Annotated in this window: 12 protein-coding genes and 1 tRNA gene; 2 read left to right on the top strand and 11 right to left on the bottom strand. The window is 67.7% G+C overall.

From position 1 onward, the window contains the following. Positions 1-331: 331 nt before the first annotated feature. Positions 332-721: a group II truncated hemoglobin gene (locus tag SR3_RS11650; protein ID WP_068085658.1), complete on the bottom strand. Its 390-nt coding sequence runs from the start codon at positions 719-721 to the stop codon at positions 332-334. Next, entirely contained in the window at positions 718-1,650 is a 933-nt protein-coding gene (locus SR3_RS11645; RefSeq protein WP_068085830.1) for a LysR family transcriptional regulator, read from the bottom strand. The genes SR3_RS11650 and SR3_RS11645 overlap by 4 nt, the downstream gene beginning before the upstream one ends. A 204-nt stretch (positions 1,651-1,854) precedes the next feature. On the opposite strand from SR3_RS11645, the gene SR3_RS11640 reads away from it, so the two are divergent. Further along, complete coding sequence (locus SR3_RS11640) at positions 1,855-3,267, top strand: coniferyl aldehyde dehydrogenase (protein WP_068085657.1); 1,413 nt, start codon at positions 1,855-1,857, stop codon at positions 3,265-3,267. Between the two features lie 225 nt (positions 3,268-3,492). Here the strand turns inward: SR3_RS11640 and dacB are convergent, their stop codons facing one another. From dacB to SR3_RS11615, 5 genes are all read right to left on the bottom strand, one after another. Continuing rightward, positions 3,493-4,950 (bottom strand): D-alanyl-D-alanine carboxypeptidase/D-alanyl-D-alanine endopeptidase, encoded by a 1,458-nt coding sequence (gene dacB, locus SR3_RS11635; RefSeq protein ID WP_068085653.1) that lies wholly within the window; start codon positions 4,948-4,950, stop codon positions 3,493-3,495. Positions 4,951-5,258: 308 nt separating this feature from the next. Further along, a complete protein-coding gene (locus tag SR3_RS11630) occupies positions 5,259-8,432 on the bottom strand; it encodes an error-prone DNA polymerase (RefSeq protein ID WP_068085651.1) in 3,174 nt (1,057 codons plus the stop codon). Next, positions 8,429-9,970, bottom strand: coding sequence for a Y-family DNA polymerase (locus tag SR3_RS11625; protein WP_068085645.1), 1,542 nt, complete (start codon positions 9,968-9,970; stop codon positions 8,429-8,431). Before SR3_RS11625 ends, SR3_RS11630 begins: the two co-directional genes overlap by 4 nt. After that, positions 9,870-10,583, bottom strand: a complete 714-nt coding sequence (locus SR3_RS11620; protein WP_068085641.1) for an ImuA family protein — start codon at positions 10,581-10,583, stop codon at positions 9,870-9,872. Before SR3_RS11620 ends, SR3_RS11625 begins: the two co-directional genes overlap by 101 nt. Before the next feature lie 165 nt (positions 10,584-10,748). Continuing rightward, positions 10,749-11,495 (bottom strand): SDR family NAD(P)-dependent oxidoreductase, encoded by a 747-nt coding sequence (locus SR3_RS11615; protein ID WP_068085639.1) that lies wholly within the window; start codon positions 11,493-11,495, stop codon positions 10,749-10,751. Positions 11,496-11,613: 118 nt separating this feature from the next. On the opposite strand from SR3_RS11615, the gene SR3_RS11610 reads away from it, so the two are divergent. Then, complete coding sequence (locus SR3_RS11610; RefSeq protein WP_068085635.1) at positions 11,614-12,510, top strand: LysR substrate-binding domain-containing protein; 897 nt, start codon at positions 11,614-11,616, stop codon at positions 12,508-12,510. A 9-nt stretch (positions 12,511-12,519) separates the two neighbouring features. Here the strand turns inward: SR3_RS11610 and SR3_RS11605 are convergent, their stop codons facing one another. The 4 genes from SR3_RS11605 to SR3_RS11590 form a co-directional block, all read right to left on the bottom strand. Then, positions 12,520-12,711 (bottom strand): YbdD/YjiX family protein, encoded by a 192-nt coding sequence (locus SR3_RS11605; RefSeq protein WP_068085632.1) that lies wholly within the window; start codon positions 12,709-12,711, stop codon positions 12,520-12,522. Then, positions 12,711-14,702 (bottom strand): carbon starvation CstA family protein, encoded by a 1,992-nt coding sequence (locus SR3_RS11600; RefSeq protein WP_157098803.1) that lies wholly within the window; start codon positions 14,700-14,702, stop codon positions 12,711-12,713. The genes SR3_RS11605 and SR3_RS11600 overlap by 1 nt, the downstream gene beginning before the upstream one ends. Positions 14,703-15,073: 371 nt before the next feature. Then, positions 15,074-15,160: transfer RNA gene (locus SR3_RS11595), tRNA-Leu, on the bottom strand. Between the two features lie 141 nt (positions 15,161-15,301). Beyond that, positions 15,302-16,171, bottom strand: coding sequence for a zinc-ribbon domain-containing protein (locus SR3_RS11590; protein WP_068085624.1), 870 nt, complete (start codon positions 16,169-16,171; stop codon positions 15,302-15,304). Between the last annotated feature and the right edge of the window lie 14 nt (positions 16,172-16,185).

Here is a 16,185-nt window from a genome sequence, read left to right as displayed (position 1 = left end):
CACAAGTTTGCCTCCGTAAAGATATCTTGGTTTGGGGGGAAGGGGCGTTTTGCTCCGCCTGTCGGGATTTGGGACAGGGAAGTCAGGAAGAGAAGGTGCGAGGGGGTTACCCCCTCGCGCTCCCATGCCGTCTCCCGGCGAGAGGTTGGTGGCTCCGAAACGGAGTGGCCAGCCTCCCCACCTGCGCAAGCTATGGCGCCGCAGGCAGGGTATCCTTGCCCGATAGGCTGGGCTGGCAATCTTAAAGCCTGCGGCGCGGCAAACTGGGCGTAAGGCCGAACCCTATGCGCGACGAAGACAGTAAAGGGAGCGCGAGGGCGATGGCCCTCGCTTAATCTTCCTTATTCCTCATCCAGTCTGCCAACTTCTCCATATTCCCGTAAACCTGCAACCGCGCCGCCCGATCCGTCACCACAAAATCCAGCGCCTCCTTCATGCAGGCCAGCCACGCGTCGCGCTCGGCCGAAGCGATGGGCGCCTGCATATGGCGCATCCGCAACCGGGGGTGGCCCTTCACCGGAGAATACAGCGCCGGTCCGCCCAGCCATTCGGAGAGGTAATCCTTGAACACCTGCGCCGTGTGGGAAAGGTCCGCAGGATGCATCGCGCGGATCGCCTGAGCCTCGGGCCACAGGTCCATGTTCGCGTAAAACCGGTCGACCAGTGCGGAAATGGCGGGGGCGCCGCCGACGGCATCGTACAGTGTCGATTCGGAACTCATGCAAACGGGCTTTCGGAGAGGACGGGGGCAGAGAGCAGCGGCGCGGTGGCGCGCAGGCTCCACAGCAGGGTCTGGCGGGCATGGGCGACGCGCGGATGGCGCAGCGCGGTGGGAGCCCAGATCAGGTGGTAGGTGTAGTGGACGGGGCCGACGGGCGCCCTGATCTCGGCCAGTTCGCCGCGCGCGATGCGGGGCTGGCAGAGGTAGTTGGGCAGGATCGCCCAGCCGAAGCCCTCGGTCAGCAGGCGGCGCAGGGCGCGCATGTCCTGCCCGGACAGGGCCGGGCTGATCGGGCCGGTGGAGAGGCCGTTGTGCCGCAGCCATGTATCCACCAGCGGCTGTTCGAGGTTGTAGGCCAGCACCGGCTCCTGAGCCAGCGCGGCGGAAAGATCCGGCGCGGCATTGAGGCGCGCGGCGACTTCGGGGGCGGCAACGGCCATGACGGGCTCGTCGCGGAAGGCGTCGGTGCGCAGGCGGCGGTCGTTGACGGGGAAGGCGGAGATGCCCAGATCCGCGTGGCCCTCGACAAGGTTGTGGATCACCAGATCCAGCGCGCCGGTCTGCAGGCGCACGCGGATGCCGGAGCGCAGCAGGGGAATCAGCTGGGGCGTGACCACCTCGGCCATGAAATCGGCATTGCCCACGATCTGGATGGCGCCAACCATGTCGCTGGAGCGGGCGCGGGCGGCGGAAAGCGCGGCTTCGGCCACGTCCAGCCGGTCGCCGATGTCGGCGGCGAGTTCGTCGGCGGCGGCGGTGGGGGTCACGCCTTTCACCTGCCGTTCGAACAGCTGGCGGCCAATCGAGCTTTCCAGCCCGGCGATATGCTGGGAAACCGCCGGCTGCGTCAGATCGAGGCTGCGCGCGGCGGCGCTGATCGATCTTTGGCGATAAACCTCGATAAAGGTGCGCAGACGCTGGAGAGACATGCATGCGATCATAAATTATTTTATGGATCACCGCCAGCCTGCTTGTGGGCCAGACTCGGTCGGGCGCGGTATACGCGATGTCAGACGGACCGCCGGATCAATCCCCCCCCATGATCCGCGGTCTGCATGGCGGCGAGGCATCGCATTTCCCCCCACCCCCGAAGCGATGCCTCGCCGCTCTTCCCCTTCAGCCATGAGCGAACCATGACCCCATATGACGCCACGGTCGAAATGACCGCGATCGTCCGTTCGATGCAACGCGCCCAGCTCGCCTCCGGCCCCGCCGATGCGAACCTGCGACGCGACCGGCTGGCCCGGGCCATGGCCCTGCTGCTGGACAATGGGGAGGCGCTGGCAGGCGCCATCAACGCCGATTTCGGCACGCGCAGCCGCTTCCAGTCGCTGGCTGCCGATGTGGGGAGCAGCGTGCGCTCGCTCTCCTACGCCGCCGAGCATGTGGCGGCATGGATGCAGAGCGAGCCGATGGAAACCCCCGATGGCGCGATCGGCGCGCGGATCGATTATCAGCCGCTGGGCGTGGTGGGGATCATCAGCCCCTGGAATTTCCCGGTGAATCTGGCCTTTTCGCCGCTGGCCGGGGTCTTCGCGGCGGGCAACACCGCACTCATCAAGCCTTCCGAACTGACCCCGCGCACCAGCGAGCTGCTGGCCGATCTGGCGGGCCGCTATTTCTCGCCCGACGAGCTGGGGGTGGTTCTGGGTGACGCCGGCGTGGGCGAGGCCTTTTCGCGCCTGCCGCTCGATCACCTGATTTTCACCGGCAGCACCGCCGTGGGCAGGCAGGTGATGCGTGCAGCGGCGGAGAATCTGGTGCCCGTCACGCTGGAGCTGGGCGGCAAGAGCCCGGTGGTCATCGCGCCCGACGCCGATGCCGGGCGCGCCGCGCAGCGCGTGATGGCGGTGAAGACCTTCAACGCCGGGCAGATCTGCCTTGCCCCCGATTACGCGCTGGTCACGCGCGGTCAGGAAGCGGCCTTTGTGAACGGCGCGCGCACTGCCGTGGCCGCCAGCTGGCCCGCCATTCAGGGCAACCCCGATTACACCGCGATCATCAGCCAGCGTCACTACGACCGTTTGCTGGAACTGATCGCCGACGCCCTGGCCAAGGGCGCGACCCTCATCCCGCTCACCCCGCTGGGCGAGCCGCCGCATGATCCCGCCACCCGCAAGATCGCCCCCGTCATCCTCACCGACGTGACCCCCGCCATGCAGGTGATGCGCGAGGAAATCTTCGGCCCCATCCTGCCCCTGATGGGCGTGGACGATGTGGATGCCGCCGTGGCCCATATCAACGCAGGCCCGCGCCCGCTTGCGGCCTATTACTTCGGCGCCGACGAAGCCGCCCGCCAGTCCTTCGCCGCGCGCACCACCAGCGGGGCGCTGGTGTTCGAGGATGTGATGACTCACGTCGGGATCGAAGGGTTGCCCTTCGGGGGCGTGGGCGCCTCGGGCATCGGGGCCTATCATGGCATCCACGGCTTCCGCCGCTTCAGCCATGCCCGCGCCGTGGCGGTGCAGGGCGGGGAAGGGCCGGGCAAGCTGAGAGCGCCCTATGCGGAGAAGCTGGCCCAGCTGGAAGCAATGCTGGTTCGGTAAGGTCAGGGCATTGAAAAGGACAATGCGAGGGCCATCGCCCTCGCGCTCCCATGAGTGTCTACCTTGCGCCTGGCTTGCGGCGCCGCAGGCAGACAAATTTTGAACGATAGTCTGCGCTGACGTTTTTAAAGCCTGCGGCGCAGCGACGGTAGCAGTAAGGCCGAACCCGAGGCGCGAGGTAGACAATAAAGGGAGCGCGAGGGTGATGACCCTCGCATTCACCTTTTAAGTCCCTGCGGCAATCACCTGCATAACCTTATCCATCACCGGCAAAACGGAGGGAGCATCCCCGGGCCGATCGTTGGCGTAAAAGGCGAAAACCAGCTCCCGACCGCTGGCCGCCGTGACGTAACCGGCCAGCGCATTCGCAGCCAGCAAAGTGCCCGTCTTGGCGCGCAGGTTTCCGGCCAGAGGCGTGTTCTTCATCCGCCCGGCCAGCGTGCCGTCCACGCCCGCGATGGGCAGGGTGGCGCGCCATTGCGGGGCCCAGCCTTGTCCGTCGATCCAGTGCAGATAGGCCACCATGGCGCGCGGGGTGATGCGGTTGTCTGGCGAGAGGCCGGAGCCGTCGTAGAAGTCATGGCTCCAGCGGGGGAGCCCGGCGCGGTCCAGCGTGGCGTTCAGCACGGTGAGCCCGGCGGGCGTGGAAGGGGCCAGCCCCTGCGAGAGCGCCAGCTTTTTCAGCCACAGATGGGCGTGCAGATTCTGGCTGACCTTGGCGGTGAGCGTCAGATCCTCGACCGGATCGGGCGGCGTCAGGCTGGCCAGAGCGGGCGCATCCGGCGTGGCGGGGGCGGCGGCCAGAATCGCTTCAGCGGTGAGGGGGGCGTGGCGCGGTTTCACGCTGCCGCTCACGGTGATGCCGCGGGCGCGCAGCAGGCGGGCGAAGCGGATGGCGGCGACATCGGCGGGGTCATCCACGTCGAAATGCAGGGTTTGGGGTTTGCCGCCAGCGGGCAGCGTGCCGAACAGGCGGATGGCGCGCTGGCCGGGGGCGATCTCGGCATGCACTTCGGCGCTGGTGCCGGGGGCGGCGGTGGTCACCTCGTCGATCAGCGCGACCTCGGGGGCCAGATCGGGCATGGTGGCGCTGGCCGCAGCGCCCTGCGCGGTGCCGGGGGTGACGGTGATGGCGAAGATATTGTCGTTCAGCGTCAGCGCCGAGATGATGGTGTGGCTGCCGGGGCGGATGCGGCCCGAGCGAACCCAGCGCTCATCGGGCATGAAGCTGTCGTCGCCGATCACATCGCCCACGCGCTTCACGCCGCTGGCCGCCACGGCATCGGCCAGCTGGCCGAGGCAGTCGCGGGTGCAGTCGGGGCGGTCGGAGAGGGCGGCGTCGCCCTTGCCCACCAGCACCACGTTCTGCAGGCCCTTCGCGCCCGGCTCCAGCCGCACCTGCGTGCCGGGATTGGCGAGTTTGCCCTGCGCCAAAGCGTCAAACGCCGCGCTGGTGACGAAGACCTTGGTGTTGGAGGCAGGCTGGAACCTGTCATCCGGCGCGATGGAGGCGATCACCTGGCCCGTCTTGTCCTCGACCCGCAGCCCCCAGCGCGTGCCGGCCAGATCGGGCTTGGCGAGCAGGGCGCGGATCTGGGTTTCCAGATCGGCCGGAGTCGCAGCGGCGAGCGGCATGGGAAGGGTCAGCGTCAGCCAAAAAGCGGCGGTTTTTAGGATGGGCATGGTGTATGCCTAAGGCAGGGAGGGTTGAGGCAGCAAGGGGGAAGAAAGGAAAGATGCGAGGGGGTTACCCCCTCGCGCTCCCAGAACGTCTTCCGGCGATAGGGCAGTGGCGCCCGATTGTTGCGCCTTGGCTCTCCACCTGCGCGAGGCGGAGCGCCGCAGGCAGTCAGACTATGAAGGTCAAGGCTGTGCGGGGATTTTTAGAGCCTGCGGCGCAGCGACGTTAGCTCCATGGCTGAACCCGATGCGCAACGAAGACAGTAAAGGGAGCGCGAGGGCGATGGCCCTCGCACCTTTCCTTCAACCCCTTAATGAAAATCCCGAGAAGGCGGCAGCAACCGCGCATCCCTGGGGTGATGCCCCAGACGCGGCGGCGCGGCGGCCAGACTCTGCGTCACCCCCTCTTCCAGCCGCGCCAGCAAAGCGCTGGCGTCCACCACGCGGTCGATCATCAGGTGGACCACGCCTTCCTTGCTGTGCTGCACCTTGCCGTGGAGGACCATCAGCCTTGCGGCCATCACGGCATTGCGCTGTTTCTCGAACGCGCGGGCCCAGAGCAGGCCGTTGACGATGCCGGTCTCGTCCTCGATGGTGATGAAGATGGCGTTGCCTTTGCCGGGGCGCTGGCGCACCAGCACGGCCCCGGCGCAGGAAACGGGCGCGCCATCCCTGGCCGCATTGACCTGAGCAGCGGTCAAAATCCCCCGCGCCTCCAGCCTTGAGCGCAAAAACTGCAACGGATGGCCGCGCAGGGAGAGGCGCTGGGTCTGGTAATCCTCCACCACCTGTTGGGACAGGGGCATGGGCGGCAAAGCGGGATCGGGCTCGGCGCCGAGTTCGGGGGCGTCCATCGCGGCGAAAAGCGAGAGCTGGCGCGGCGGCAGGCGGCGGACTTCCCATCCGGCCTCTCGGCGGGCGGCGCCCAGCGAGACCAGCGCATCGGCATCGGCCAGCAGGGCCATGGCGCGGGCGGGCAGGGTGGCGCGATGGGCCAGATCCTCAAGGCTGGCGAAGGGGCGCTCTTCGCGGGCGGTGACCATCGCTTTTGCCCATTCCTCGCGGAAGCCGTCGATCTGGCGCAGGCCCAGGCGCAGGATGCGCGGGCCTTCCAGCGTGTTGTCCCAGGGGCTGATGGCAGCGTCGGTGGGGCGTACCTCCACGCCATGCGCGCGGGCGTCGGCGACGAGCTGGGCGGGGGCGTAAAAGCCCATCGGCTGGCTGTTGAGCAGCGCGCAGGTGAAGGCGGCGGGGTGGTGGCATTTCATCCAGCTGGAGACATAGGCCAGCCAGCCAAAGGCCTGCGCGTGGCTTTCGGGGAAGCCATATTCGCCGAAGCCCTCGATCTGGGCGAAGCAGCTTTCGGCGAAGTCCTGCGTATAGCCGTTCTTGATCATGCCCTCGATAAACTGGCGCTGGTGAGTCTCGATCCTGCCGTTGCGGCGGAAGGCGGCCATGTCGCGGCGCAGGCGGTCGGCCTGAGCGGGGGTGTAGCCCGCGCCGACGATGGCGATGCTCATCGCCTGTTCCTGAAACAGGGGGACGCCTTCGGTGCGTTCAAGCAGATCTTTCAAGGCCTCGCTGGGGAAGGTGACGGGCTCCTCACCGGTGCGGCGGCGCAGATAGGGGTGGACCATGCCGCCCTGAATCGGGCCGGGGCGCACGATGGCCACCTGAATGACCAGATCGTAGAAGATTTTCGGCTTCATGCGTGGCAGCATGGCGATCTGGGCGCGGCTCTCGACCTGAAAGGTGCCGATGCTGTCGGCCTTTTGCAGCATCTCGAAAGTGGCTGTTTCCTTATCCGGCGGCGTCACCGTGGCCAGCGTGTAATCGCCGCATCCCACGCCCCGGATCAGATCGAAGCCCTTGCGCAGCGCGGTCAGCATGCCCAGCGCCAGCACATCCACCTTCATCAGCTGCAGTTCATCGATATCGTCCTTGTCCCATTCGATGAAGGTGCGCTTGTCCATCGCCGCCTTGCAGATCGGCACGATCTCGTCGAGCGGCTCCTGAGACAGCACGAAACCCCCCACATGCTGCGAGAGATGGCGCGGCAGGCCCAGCACCTGCTCGATCAGATCGCGCAGCCGGGCGATGGCGGGGTTGCCGGGATCGAAACCGGCCTGCGCCAGCCTTTCCTCGGGCACGGGCCCGCCCCGGCTGCCCCAGATCAGACCGGAGAGCCGCGCGGTCACATCCTCGGTAAAGCCCAGGGCGCGGCCCACTTCGCGGATGGTGCTGCGCTGGCGGTAATGGATCACCGTGGCGACGATGGCGGCGCGCCGATGGCCATAGCGCTCGTAGACATATTGGATCACCTCCTCGCGCCGCTCGTGTTCGAAATCGACGTCGATATCGGGGGGCTCGTTGCGCTCTTCGGAGAGAAAGCGCGAGAACAGCAGCTTTTCGCGCACCGGATCGATCGGCGTCACGCCCAGAAAATAGCAGACCAGCGAATTGGCCGCGCTGCCCCGCCCCTGGCACAGGATCGGCGGGGAAAGACTGCGCGCATAATGCACGACATCATGGACGGTGAGGAAGTAATGGGCGTAACCCTTGAAGCGGATCAGCCCGAATTCCACCTCCAGAGCCGCTTCATACTCGGGCGGCAGGCCATCGGGGAAACGCGCTTTCGCGCCTTCGCGCACGCGGTGTTCCAGCCACGCCTGCGCCTCCCAGCCCTCGGGCACGGGCTCATGAGGATATTCATAGACCAGCTGGTCCAGCGTGAAGCTGATCCGCGAGAACAGATCGCTTGTCGCTGCCAGCGCCTGAGGGCAGGCGGCAAACAGCCGGGCCATTTCGGCGGGCGGCTTGAGATGCCGCTCGGCATGCGGGGCCAGCAGATGCCCGGCGGCCGACAGCGTCACCCCCTCACGGATGCAGGTCAGCACATCATGCAGCGGTCGCGCGGCAGGCGTGGCATAGAGCGGATCGTTGGTGGCGATCAGCGGCACGCCGCAGGCCTCGCTCAAGGCCATGCGTTCAGACAGATCGCGAGCATCGCTGCCCCCGCGCGGCATGGCGGCGGCCAGCCAGAGATGCGGTGTGGCGGCGCGTAGCCTTTCCAGCAGCGCGGCATCGCCAGCCATCGCGATCAGCGCCAGCCCTTCAACATGGCCCAGCAACTCGCTTAGCGTCAGATGGCAATCGCCCTTTTCGACGCCCTCTTTCAGATTGCCATGGCTGAGCAACCGCGTCAGTCGCCCCCAGCCCTTGCGGTCGAGCGGATAGGCGACGATGTCCGGCGTGCCATCGACAAAACTCAGCCGCGCCCCCACGATCAGGCGAAAGCCGCTCTTGGGCCCGCCCAGCTCCTTCCATGCCTTATGCGCGCGCACCACGCCCGCCACCGTGTTGCGGTCGGCGATGCCGATGCCACCCATGCCCAGAGCATGGGCGCGCGCCACCATCTCTCCCGGCTGGGAGGCGCCGCGCAAAAAGCTGAAGGCGCTGGCGGCGACGGGCTCGGAAAAGCTCATGAAAACAGCCCGTGGAGATACCAGCGCGGATGCGTCTGCTCTTCGAACAGGCCATGACGGAACAGCCAGAAACGGGTGCCTGCGCCGTCCTCCACCCGGTAATAATCGCGGGTGAGCAGCGGCGTTTCGGGCAGATGGCCCAGAGCATGGCGCCACCATTCGGGCGCGATCCGCTCGGGCCCCTCGGCGAGGCGCACCTCATGCGCCCGCCCGCGCCATGTGAAGCGCAGCGGCGGACCATCGGGCACACCGGCGATGGCGCTGACCTCCTGCGGCGGATCGAAGAGAAACAGCGGGCGCGGCAGGGCGGGAGCCTGCGTCGCGCCGGGCAGACCGCGCGCGGCGGCCACCAAGGCCTGCGCCTTTTCCGGGCTGTGCCGATCACGCGGATGGAGGCGCAGGATCGCATCTTCCCCCAGCCGCGTCGCCAGCCGGTCGAGCAGGGCGGCGATGGTCTCCTCTTCGCGATCTTCCGTCTCGCTTGAGGTCTGGCGCGCGGCCAGCGGCTCATGGCGCGGCACGGCCAGCGCCATGGCATCGAAACCGAAGCCGGGGTCGAGCGGATCGGCCAGCGACTCCAGCCTTTCGCGCAGCAGCCGCACCACCGGCGCCGCATCGCGCGTGGGCAGGGCGGTCTCGACGGCCAGATGGCGCAAGGCCCCATCGGCCCGCTCCAGCCGCAGCACGAAGCGCCGTCCGCCGATGCGCCGTGCCTCCATCTGGCGCGCGGTGTCTTCCAGCAGGGTTTCGGCGACCTCCAGCACATCCTGCGTGCGGCCGATGGGTTCGGCAAAGCGGATATCGGCGCGGATCGGCGGCGCGGCGGTGCGCGCGGTGATCGGGCTGCCCGCCTCGCCCAGAATGGCGCGCAGTTTGGCCACCGCCTCCTCGCCGAAGCGAGCGGCGAGCGACCCCATCGGGCGGCTGGCCAGATCGCCCAGCTGCTTGAGCCCGGCGCGGCGTAGCCCGGACAGCGAGGCTTCGGGCAGTTCCAGCGCGGCGATGGGCAGAGCGCGGATGCGCAAGCCTTCCTCACCGCCCGCCTGTCCGCGCTCGAACCGCGCCAAGGCGCGTGCGGCAGCGGCATGGCTGGCCAGCGCCGGGCGCGCACTCAGGCCCGCTTCGGCCATCGCCAGCCGGGTCAAGGCCGCCTCGCCGCCGAAGAGATGCGCGCATCCGGTGATGTCCAGCACCAGCCCATCGGGCGGATCAAGCGCCACCATTGGCGTAAAACGCGCCATCCGCCCGGCCAGTGCGGCCAGCAGCTTGCCGTCCTCAACCGGGTCATGCGGGGCGGTGAGCAGATCGGGGCAGCGCGCCCGCGCATCGGCCAGAGTCATCCCCACGGCCAGACCGTGGCTTGCGCCATCTTTCTCCAGCGCGGCCAGGCGCAGCGCTTGACCCACGCGGGCCACCAGAGCGAAGGGCAGATCGGCGTCAGGCGGCGCGGTGCGTTTCACCCGCTCGCAGGGCAGGAAAGGGAACCACAGCGCCAGACAGCGGCGCGGGCTGGACGTCTGCAAGGCTTGCCTTGTCATGGAAACCTCCCTGCCAGCCGTCGCGATGCAGCAGCCAGCTCAGTCCCGAGGCGCCGCCGCGCTGGCGCTGCAGCGTGGCCGTCAGCGCGGCATGGCCCGGCGCTTGGGCTGCCAGAGCGATGGAGGGCGCGGAAGCGATCCGCCAGCGGGTCTGCGCGGCGCTGGCGCGGGGCGGAGCATCGCCGCGCAGCACGATCACCAGCGCCCCCGAGCGCTCCGCCGCCAGCACCAGACGGCGGCTGGCGGTCAGATCGTAGTCGGGCAGCGGGCCCCATGTCTCCAGCACCACGGCGGCCAGACCGGGACAGCGCGCGGCATCCAGACCGGCGCGCAGCAGGGCCAGGCTGTCCGGCGTTTCCACAATCACCAGCCGCCGGGAATCGAACCCCAGTTGCGCCCAGCCCGCGCCGCAGGGCTGCAGGCCCTGTCGTGTCTTCGCGGCGCGCACCAGCACGATCGGTGGGGCTGTCGGTTTTTGCGCGCCGGTCACCGCCGCCAGCACAAAGCCCAGTGCTGCCGCCCAGCCATCGGCATCGGCGTGAATCTCGTGCAGATGGCCCGCGGCCAGCGGCGGCGGCAGGGGCACTCGTGAAGGGGAGGGCTGTGGAACCATGGCGTATATCCTGCGAATCGCGCATCATGTTCCCATTATGTTCTTATCGATGCAGCCTGTCCACCAACAGCTGACGGGCTCTCCACAGGCCATCGTCACAGGCGAGCACCGGCCCATCGACAGCGCGATGGGCCGGTCCTTCATGTCATCGTCGCGAGCCGTGGCTCAGATCTGCGCTTGCCCGCCATCGACGAACAGCTCGATCCCGTTGATAAAGCTGGCATCCTCCGAGGCGAGGAACAGCACCGCCCTGGCGATTTCCTCGGGCTGGCCGATGCGTCCGGCGGGGATCAGCCCGGCCAGATAATCCTTGGTGCCTTCCGCATTGTCGCCAAAGAGATGCGTCACGCCGGGGGTGTCGGTGACGCCGGGGCTGATGGCGTTGACGCGGATATGGCGGTCTTTCAGGTCCAAAATCCAGTTGCGGGCGAAGCTGCGCACCGCCGCCTTGGTGGCCGAATAGACGCTGAAGGCGGGCGTGCCCTGCAGGCTGGTGGTCGAGGCGGTGAGGATCACCGAGGCCCCGTCGCGCAGCAGCGGCAGCGCCTTTTGCACGGTGAAGAGCACGCCCTTCACATTGGTGTCGAAGGTGGACTGGTAATGCTCCTCGCTGATCGCGCCCAGCGGAGCGAATTCGCCGCCGCCGGCATTGGCGAAGAGCGCGTCGATGTGGCCGTGCTGCTGCTGGACGGCATCGTAGAGCCGGTCGATGTCGGCCAGATCGGCCATATCGCCGCGCACGCCCGTCACCTTGCCGCCGATGGCCTTCACCGCGCTGTCCAGCGCGTCCTGACGGCGGCCCGTGATGAAGACCGAGGCGCCTGCCTCCGCGAAAGCTTTCGCCGTGGCGAGGCCAATGCCGCTGGTGCCGCCGGTGACCACCACAACCTTGTTGTCGAACGTGCTTGCCATTGTTTTTCTCCTGTCAGTGTGAAGGCGGCTTTGCTCCGCCGCTGAGACAGGAGATGCATCCGGAACGATCTTGGCTGTAGTCGGCAAAAATGTTACTCAGCGTCCCATTGAAGGAACGATGATGCGCGCCGATCTCAATGACTATGCCTATTTCGTCGAGGTGGTGGCCCATGGCGGTTTCGCGCCCGCAGGCCGCGCGCTGCGTGAGCCCAAGTCGAAACTGAGCCGCCGCATCGCCGGGCTGGAGGCGCGGCTGGGGGTGCGGCTGATCGAGCGCTCCAGCCGCCGTTTCCGCGTCACCGAGGTGGGGCAGAGCTTTTACGAGCGCTGCCGCGCCATGCTGGATGAGGCGCAGCAGGCCGAGGCGGTGGTGGCGCAGGCCCAGTCAGAGCCGCATGGCAGGGTACGCTTCAGCTGCCCGACCGGTCTGGTCGAGGTGATCTCGCCGATCCTCACGCAGTTTCTCGCGCGCTATCCCAGGGTGCGGCTGCAGCTGGTGGCGACCGATCGCGGCGTCGATCTGATCGAGGAGCGCATCGATCTGGCCCTGCGCGTGCGTGTGGCGCTCACCAGCGATGCGGCGCTGACGATGCGCTCGCTGGGCCATTCCTCGCGCATTCTGGTGGGCAGTCCGCAGATGGCGAGCCGCATCGGCGGCGATATTGGCGCGCTGGCCAGCCAGCCCACGCTGGGCACCAGCGACGAGATCGGCGAGATCGACTGGCATCTGGAACAGGCCGATGGCACCGCCCATCACCTGCGCCATGAGCCGCGCATGACCTGCGGCGATTTTGCCGCCGTGCGCGCCGCCGCCATCGCTGATCTGGGGGTGGCTCTGCTGCCCGACCACAGTTGCGCGCAGGCCTTGCGCAGCGGTCAACTGGTGCATCTCCTGCCTGAATGGCAGGCGCAGCGCGGCATCGTTCATCTGGTCTTCACGACAAGGCGCGGCCTGCCGCCTGCCGTGCGCGCGCTGATCGATCAGCTGGCCGCCGGGTTTCCCCGGCACGCCTAAAGCGTCGCCTCAGCAGCAGCGCCCGCCCTTGCCGCCCTGATAGCGGGCCAGTTGGCGCTCACGGAAAAAGGTCTTTTCGTCCATCACCGGAGCGTCGGGATGGCGGGCGGCGTGATGCTCAAGATAGGCGCGGTAGGAGCTTTGCCCCACCATCAATCGGGCGCTGTCCGCCAGCTTGCCAAGGATGTCGCGCAGCACCATCACGCGGCGCTCCCCAGCACCGGGGCGATCTCGCTGGAACTGGCCTGCGCGCTGCGTTTGGCCGCCAGACAGGCGCGCACGCCATAGGCCAGCACCGCCAGCACCACCAGCATGAAGACCAGCGTCAAACCGGCATCCACCGCATCGTTCAGCACGATGGCGTGCATGTCGGCGATGCTCCTGGCCGGGCCCAGCAGGCGGCCTTCCCCCAGCGCCGCCCTGAACTTGGCGGCATGGGCAAGGAACCCTACCGTGGGATCGCTCGAGGCCAGTTTCAGGCCGCCGGCATAAAGCGTGCAGATCAGCAGCCATGCGGCGGGCAGGGCGCTCACCCAGGCATAGGCCTGCCGCTTCATGCGGAACAGCACCACCGTCGCCAGCATCAGGGCGATCGCGGCCAGCATCTGGTTCGAGATGCCGAAGAGCGGCCACAGCGTGTTCACCCCGCCCAGCGGATCGGTCACCCCCTGATGCAGGAAATAGCCCCATGACGCGACGCAGAGCGCCGTGGCCGTCAGCGAGGGCGCCAGCCCGGTGGCGTTGCGGAACGTCGGCACGGCCAGCCCGATCAGATCCTGCAGCATGAAGCGGCAGGCCCGCGTGCCCGCATCCACGGCGGTGAGGATGAACAAGGCCTCGAACAGAATGGCGAAATGATACCAGAAGGCCATCATCGCCTTGTTGCCGAACAGGCTGCTGAAGATCTGCGCCATGCCCACCGCCAGCGTGGGCGCGCCGCCCGCGCGCGAGATGATCGTGGTTTCACCCACATCATGGGCCACGCCATCGATGGCGCCGGCGCTGATGGGAAAGCCCATGGCGGTGACGGCATGGGCCGCGCTGGCCGATGTGGCGCCCACCACCGCCGCCGGGCTGTTCATGGTGAAATAGACGCCCGGATCGATCACACTGGCGCTGACCAGCGCCATGATCGCCACCATGCTCTCCGCCAGCATCGCGCCATAGCCGATGGCGGTGGCATGGCCTTCATTGGCGATCAGCTTGGGGGTGGTGCCGCTGGCGATCAGCGCGTGAAAGCCCGAGACCGCCCCGCAGGCGATGGTGATGAACAGGAAGGGAAACAGAGGCCCCGACCAGACCGGCCCGCCAGCACTGGCAAACGCCGTGACCGAGGGCATGCGCAGCGGCGGCGCGGTGACCAGAATGCCCACGGCCAGCGCCAGGATCGCGCCGATCTTGAGGAAGGTGGACAGATAGTCGCGCGGGGCCAGCAGCGCCCAGACCGGCAGCACCGAGGCGAGGAAGCCATAGACGATCAGGATATAGCACAGCTGCGGCGCGGTGAAGGTGAAGAGCGGGGCCAGCATCGCCGATTCCGCGACATTCTGGCCATAGACCAGCGCCAGCATCAGCCCGACAAAGCCCAGCAGAGAGACCTCGAAGATCTTGCCGGGCCGCAGCCAGCGGCTGTAGGCGCCCATCAGCAGGGCCAGCGGGATGGTGGCGGCGATGGTGAAGGTGCCCCAGGGGCTGTTGGTGAGCGCCTTCACCACGATCAGCGCCAGCACCGCCAGAATGATGACCATGATGAGGAAGGTGCCGCACAGCGCGATGGTGCCGGGCACCGATCCCATCTCCATGCGGATCATCTCGCCCAGCGAGCGCCCCTCGCGCCGCATCGAGATGAACAGCACCATGAAATCCTGCACCGCGCCCGCCAGCACCACGCCCGCCAGAATCCACAGCATGCCGGGCAGATAGCCCATCTGCGCCGCCAGCACCGGCCCCACCAGCGGCCCGGCCCCGGCAATCGCCGCGAAATGGTGGCCGAAGAGCACGGTGCGGTCGGTCGCCACGAAATCGAGCCCGTCGGCCCGCGCCACGGCGGGCGTGGGGCGTTGGGGATCGAGGCGCAGCACCTTGTCGGCGATGAACCTGGCGTAGAAGCGATAGGCGATCAGATAGGTGCAGACCGCCGCGACCACCACCCACAGGGCGTTCACGCTCTCGCCGCGCAGCAGCGCCACCATGGCCAGCGCGGCGGCGCCAAGCAGGGCGATGGCGCTCCAGACGATCGATTTAAGCAAGACCTTTCATCCTCTTTCTTCGGCCCGCCAGGCGTGAGGGCGGCGCTGCTGGCCTCAGGGGTAGCGGCGGATGGCAAGCGCGTCTACGCCTCCCATGGTGCCGGTTGCGGCTGGTTCAGGGCAGGGACGAAGGGGGCGGCAGCTGATGCCGGCAGGGCGCGATCATCTCCGCCCGATGACCGGGCGGCGTCACCGGGGGGTGCTGGCCCGACTGGTCCGGGCAGATCGACTGGGGGGGTATGCAGGGGAGCCTTGAAGACTCTTTCGCGGGGCCTGCATCCCCGTCTGTACCGGTTTTTAAAAAACCTGGTTCCTGGTGCGGTCGAGAAGACTCGAACTTCCACGGGCTTTCGCCCACAACGACCTCAACGTTGCGCGTCTACCAATTCCGCCACGACCGCATCAAGACAACGATGAGGCTGGGCCCCTTCGCTCGGTAGGAGCGGGCCACTAGCAGAGGGTGTGGCACCCTGCAAGCGCTGTTTGGCAAAATTCTTACAAGACCCGAACCACAAGCTTTTATTCGGCTTTCCAGACGCTTTTTACTCGGCCTTCCAGCCGATGTCCGCCGAACGGGACGCGGGGGGGATATCGGTCCTCGCCTCGCTGACGGCCAGGGATTCGCCCGGGGCCAGCACGCGTTTGGCAGGGGTAATCTCCCAATTGTCGATCTTGTGGCCGCCCTTGTCGCGCAGCACCACGATCAGCTGGGGCACATTGCGCCGCTGCTTGCCGACATTGGTGATCGAACCGCTGATCCCGAAATACTCCACGCCGTTGGGCAGGGAACGGCGGTCCTGCCGGTTGGCGGGGAAGCTCAGCACCAGATCGGGCTGGCCCGCCGCGAAGGGCGAATGGCCGAAGGGCAGCCAGCCCGGCAGGCCGAAGCGCCACACCGCGCCCGCCGCCACCAGCGCCAACAGGCCGAAGGTGATCGCCAGCATCGTCCACATCCGCGCCGGATTGCGGCGAGGGCGGAAGGGCGGCTCATGCGCGAAGCTGGAGGGGGCGTCGTCGAAATCGTCGGCGACGGTGGTGGCGGGCTGCGCCTCGGGCTTGTCGCGCTCGTAGGCTGCAACAGGCGCCGCGAAAGCGGGCGTCGGCGTGGCGCCGATCTCGCTCGCCGGGGCTGGCACGGGGGGTGATGCGGCCCAATTCTCCTGCGCTGCCGAAGCAGGCGGGGGCGGGGCGACAGGTTCCGGCGCGGCGGCAACCGCCTCGGCCATAGCGGGAACGGGGGCGGCGGGTTGGGCGACAGGAGCCGCCGCCACAGGCGCTTCCGCCTCTATCCCATGGCCATCCTGAAACCAGCTGTGGCGGCACTTGGCGCAGCGCACTGTGCGGCCCTTCGCTCCGATGGCGGTATCCGGAACGGCATAGCGTGTCGCACAGGCTGGACAGGCGATAATCATTGTTGCCTGTCATG

Origin of the sequence: Novosphingobium rosa NBRC 15208 (assembly GCF_001598555.1) — a bacterium.
Lineage (GTDB): Bacteria > Pseudomonadota > Alphaproteobacteria > Sphingomonadales > Sphingomonadaceae > Novosphingobium > Novosphingobium rosa.
The sequence above is the reverse complement of the archived record's forward strand: the minus strand, read 5'-3'. Positions and strand labels throughout refer to the sequence as shown.